Origin of the sequence: Streptomyces durocortorensis (assembly GCF_016901035.1) — a bacterium.
GTDB classification, from domain to species: Bacteria; Actinomycetota; Actinomycetes; order Streptomycetales; family Streptomycetaceae; genus Streptomyces; species Streptomyces durocortorensis.
In genome coordinates, this window is the sequence record NZ_JAFEUF010000177.1 from 10,862 (window position 1) to 14,999 (window position 4,138).

Sequence of the window (4,138 nt, forward strand, 5' to 3'; positions counted from 1 at the left end):
TCTGCTTTTTTTTGTTTTATCCCCCGCGCCCGCCCCCCCCGCCCCGCCCCCCGCCCCCGCGCCCCCCCCCCCCCACCCCCCCCCCCCCCCCCCCCCCCCCCCCCCCGCCCCTCCATCGAGCGGTTCAGGGTCAGGTGGGACAGCCGAGCACGGCTGCCGTGCGGGAGGCGAGCTCGGCGGGTGTGAGCGCGGTGAGGACGGCATACCCGTCCCGTGTCTCCCGCACATCCCCAGGTGCCGCGATCCGCCCGGGTGCTCCGGGCGGATCGGACAGCGGGAGGGCGGCCGCGCACCCCACCGGCATCGCCGCCTTCAGCGGCTTGCCCGACAGGGCCTGGACCAGTTCGCGTTCCGCGACCAGTCCCGTGGTGAGTTCGATCAGCCGGGAGGCGGGCCAACTCGCCTGCCGTGGCACCGCGTCCACGATCCGAGGTCCTCGTCCGGTGCGCGCGATGCGGGTGAACGCGTACCCGAACTCGTAACCGACCAGGTCCAGGAGGCCCGTGGCCAGGGCTCTGATCTCCGCCTCCTCCGCACCGGTGATCGGTGCCGGGAAGGTGTGGACGGCCGGGCCGGACCCCGGCGGCGTCGTGACACCGCGGTCCGCTCCGTCCGGTCCGTGCCCTGCGCCGGGTTCCCCCCGGTCGCCGAAGCTCCCGTCGTCGCGACGGAATTCCACGATGCCGGTGACCCGGTGCATCCCCTCGACCGTGAGGGTCTCCACCCCGTACCCGACATCGCACAGCGGCGGCCTGTGTCCCGGTTCGTCCGGCAGGGCCAGCGCCTGCCACTGGGGGCCGCTGCGATTCAGCAGATTTCTGACCTCGGCGGCATCCGCGAGCAGCCGGGCGGCGGAGGCGGGATTCGGTGAAACGCCCAGTTCCTCGGCCGCCTGCAGAACAGCGGGGTGGGTACTCGCGTCCCCGCAGGCGATCAGCCTGCCCACCCGCTGGGTGAGCACGGTCTCCCGAAGGTGCGCGCGAAGCGCCTCGTCGGTGAATCCGGTCGTGTCCGGGACGGTCACGACATGGAAGCCGGCCTCCTTCGCCGCGGCCGTCAGTCGGCGCGACGGTGCGACGAGGAGCAGACGCCGGGGATCGGCGGTGCCGGATCCGGTCGGCACCGTCATGGCTGCTGTCCTCCGGTGTCCTGCGGCCCGGGCCGGGAGACGGCGCCGGCGAGGAGTGCGTCGGCGAGCACGCCGCCCTTGCCCCAGTGGTCGGTCTCCACGTCCCGCACGATGACGGTGACGGCATCCTCGGGGCAACCGGCTATCCGGGACACACAGGCGGTCAGTTCCTCGACCAGTTCCTGCCGCTGTGCGCGATCGTTCCCTTTCCACCAGTCAACGGAAATCACAGGCACGGTAGGACTCCTTCGTTTCGGCGCGAGGCGAGGCGGGGCGGGGTGGGGAGCGGCGCAGGGCCGCGGGGGCCGCCGACGCGGAACCGGACCGGCCGTCCGACGGACGGTCGCGTGGCGCTCAGGCGAGTGTGGGCCGGAGCGTTCCCGAATGTTTCCCGCCCTGTTCCCTCCTCGTTCCGCACCGCCCGAGACGCTCCCGCCGGGTGGGAACGCGACGGGACCGCGGAGGGAAGCCCACCGGGCACGCTCAGCTCCAGTCATGAGGCCCACCCCGCCCCTGGAGCCACGATGAGCCTGCTCAGTCCGACGAAACCGGCATCGAATCCGGCCCTCGGCCCCGCGCCCGGCAACGCCTCCGCGCCCGGCGGTGAGTCCGAGGCACCGGCCGCCACCCCCGCTTCCGCCACCCCCCGCCTGCTCGCCGCGCTGCGCGACGACCTCGCCGTCGTCGTGGCCCGCGACCCCTCCGTACGGGGCAGGAAGGAAGCGATCCTCCACCCCGCGCTCACCGCGCTGTGGGCGCACCGCGTCGCTCACCGCCTGCACGGTCGCGGCCTGCGCATCCCGGCCAGGCTGCTGGCCCGCTGGGCCCGCCGGGTGACCGCGGTCGAGATCCACCCCGGGGCCGTGCTGGGCCGCCGGGTCTTCATCGACCACGGCGCCGGCGTCGTGGTCGGGGAGACCGCCGTCATCGGTGACGACGTGACCATGTACCACCAGGTCACCCTGGGTGCCGTCGGCTGGTGGAGCGACAACAAGCGGCCCGAGGGCGACCGCCGCCACCCCGTCGTCGGCAGCGGCGTCATCCTCGGCGCCAACGCCACCGTCCTCGGACCGGTGACCGTGGGGGACCGGGCGGTCATCGGCGCCCAGGCCCTGGTCAACAAGGACGTCCCGGGCGGTGCCCGGGTGCTCGCGCCCACCGCCGTCATCAAGGAGCCCGGCCGGCGGCCGGAGCTCATGGAGGACGTCTTCACCGTCATCGCCTCCGCCGGTTCCTGGTGACAGCCCTCCGCCTCCTCCCGGTGACAGCCAGAGCCTTCCGCCCCCGACCCATCCGATTGCGAGAGATGCAGCCATGACCACCACCGCTCACGCCCCGCTCACCTCGGTCGCCCCCGCCCGCCCCGCCGTCGCCTCACGGATCGAGGACCTCGTCGGGTCCACACCGCTGCTGGAGCTGCGGCTGCGCGATCTGGCACCGGGCGCCCGGGTGCTGGCGAAGCTGGAGTCCGCCAACCCGATGTCCTCCAGCAAGGACCGCGCCGCCCTGTACATGCTGCGTGCGGCCGAGGAACGCGGCGCGCTCCGGCCCGGCGGCACCGTCATCGAGGCGACCTCCGGGAACACCGGGATCTCCCTGGCCGCGTTCGCCGCCTCCCGCGGCTACCGCTGCGTGATCGTGCTTCCCGACAACGCCACGGCCGAACGGGTCAGGCTGCTGCGCGCGTTCGGGGCCGAGATCGTCCAGACGCCGAGCTCGCTCGGCTACCCGGGGGCGATCACCGAGGCCGAGCGGCTGCACGCGGCCACTCCGGACTCCTGGTTCCCCTGCCAGCACGAGAACCGCGACAACGTACGCGCCCACTACGAGACCACGGGGCCGGAGATCCAGGCAGCCGTGTCCTCCCTCGGCCGCCGCATCGCGGCGTTCGTCTGCGGGGTGGGCACCGGCGGCACCCTCACCGGAGTCGCCCGCGCCCTCAAGGAGCACGATCCGGACGTACGCGTGATAGCGGTCGAGCCCGAGAAGTCGCCCATCCTGTCGAAGGGGTACGCGGGCCAGCACCGCATCCCCGGGCTCAACGGCGGCTTCGTCGCCGACACCACCGACGTCTCCCTCATCGACGAGGTCGTGACGGTCTCCGACGAGGACGCCCTCCTCACCGCGCGCCGGCTGGCGACCGGTCAGGGCCTCTTCGCCGGCGTCTCGTCCGGCGCCGCCGCGTACGCCAGTGAGCGCGTCGCCCGAAGGCCGGAGCTCTCCGACGGCATCGTGGTGACCCTTCTGCCGGACACCGGCGAGCGCTACCTGAGCATGTGGGAGGACCAGGCATGAGCCACGCGATGTTCCGGGCCTACGCGGACGCGGTGAAGGCCGAGATCGGAACCGCCACGACCACCCGGTTCATAGCCCTCGCGGAGACCACCGACGGGCGCTTCGGGCTCTTCCACCACTCGATGCTGCCGGGGGCCGGCGGGGCGGACCCGCACTACCACTCCAAGATCGCCGAGTCCTTCTACGTCCTGACGGGCGAGGTCCGGTTGCACGACGGCACCGGCTGGCGCACCGCCCGCGCCGGGGACTTCATGCACGTGCCGGAGAACGCGGTGCACGGCTTCCGCAACGAGAGCGACTCGCTCGTGGAGATGCTGATCATCTTCACCCCGGCCGAACACCGCGAGGGCTACTTCGAGGGCCTGGCCGCCCTGCTCGCCGACGGCAACCGCCCCACCCGCGGGGAGATGGTCGCGCTCATGGAGAAGTACGACCAGTTCGAGGTCGACGCTCCCAGCACCGATCACGACCACCCGCACCGGCATACGCACGGCGACGGCCCCGACCACGATCATCACCACGGCCCCGATCACCATCACCACGGCCCCGGCGGCGCGCACTCCGCCCCGCACCACCACGACTGACCGGCCCCCCCCCCCGGCCCCCGCCCCCCCCCCCCCCCCCCCCCCAAAGGGAACAACCACCAACACAAAAACCAGAAAAAACGAGACCAACCGGGGCGCAAGGGGGCCGCGGAGGCGGAGGGGGCGGGGA

General features: G+C 73.1%; 5 protein-coding genes. 3 read left to right on the forward strand and 2 right to left on the reverse strand.

The window, feature by feature from the left end:
* Positions 1–130: 130 nt before the first annotated feature.
* On the reverse strand, positions 131–1,129 hold the full coding sequence (locus tag JS521_RS26165) for a hypothetical protein (RefSeq protein WP_205085434.1): 999 nt from the start codon (positions 1,127–1,129) through the stop codon (positions 131–133).
* On the reverse strand, positions 1,126–1,365 hold the full coding sequence (locus JS521_RS26170) for a tautomerase family protein (RefSeq protein WP_075265419.1): 240 nt from the start codon (positions 1,363–1,365) through the stop codon (positions 1,126–1,128). Before JS521_RS26170 ends, JS521_RS26165 begins: the two co-directional genes overlap by 4 nt.
* 288 nt (positions 1,366–1,653) lie before the next feature.
* Here JS521_RS26170 and epsC point away from each other — a divergent pair, with 288 nt between their 5' ends.
* From epsC to JS521_RS26185, 3 genes are all read left to right on the forward strand, one after another.
* Positions 1,654–2,370, forward strand: a complete 717-nt coding sequence (gene epsC, locus JS521_RS26175; RefSeq protein WP_205085435.1) for a serine O-acetyltransferase EpsC — start codon at positions 1,654–1,656, stop codon at positions 2,368–2,370.
* A 73-nt stretch (positions 2,371–2,443) separates the two neighbouring features.
* Entirely contained in the window at positions 2,444–3,424 is a 981-nt protein-coding gene (locus tag JS521_RS26180; RefSeq protein WP_205085436.1) for a PLP-dependent cysteine synthase family protein, read from the forward strand.
* Positions 3,421–4,008 (forward strand): cupin domain-containing protein, encoded by a 588-nt coding sequence (locus JS521_RS26185; RefSeq protein ID WP_205085437.1) that lies wholly within the window; start codon positions 3,421–3,423, stop codon positions 4,006–4,008. The genes JS521_RS26180 and JS521_RS26185 overlap by 4 nt, the downstream gene beginning before the upstream one ends.
* The last annotated feature ends 130 nt before the right edge of the window (positions 4,009–4,138 follow it).

Coding starts and splice junctions, on each gene's coding strand:
- JS521_RS26165 (WP_205085434.1), bottom strand. CDS start 1,129: ATGACGGTGCCGACCGGATCCGGCACCGCCGATCCCCGGCGTCTGCTC.
- epsC (WP_205085435.1), top strand. CDS start 1,654: ATGAGCCTGCTCAGTCCGACGAAACCGGCATCGAATCCGGCCCTCGGC.
- JS521_RS26180 (WP_205085436.1), top strand. CDS start 2,444: ATGACCACCACCGCTCACGCCCCGCTCACCTCGGTCGCCCCCGCCCGC.
- JS521_RS26185 (WP_205085437.1), top strand. CDS start 3,421: ATGAGCCACGCGATGTTCCGGGCCTACGCGGACGCGGTGAAGGCCGAG.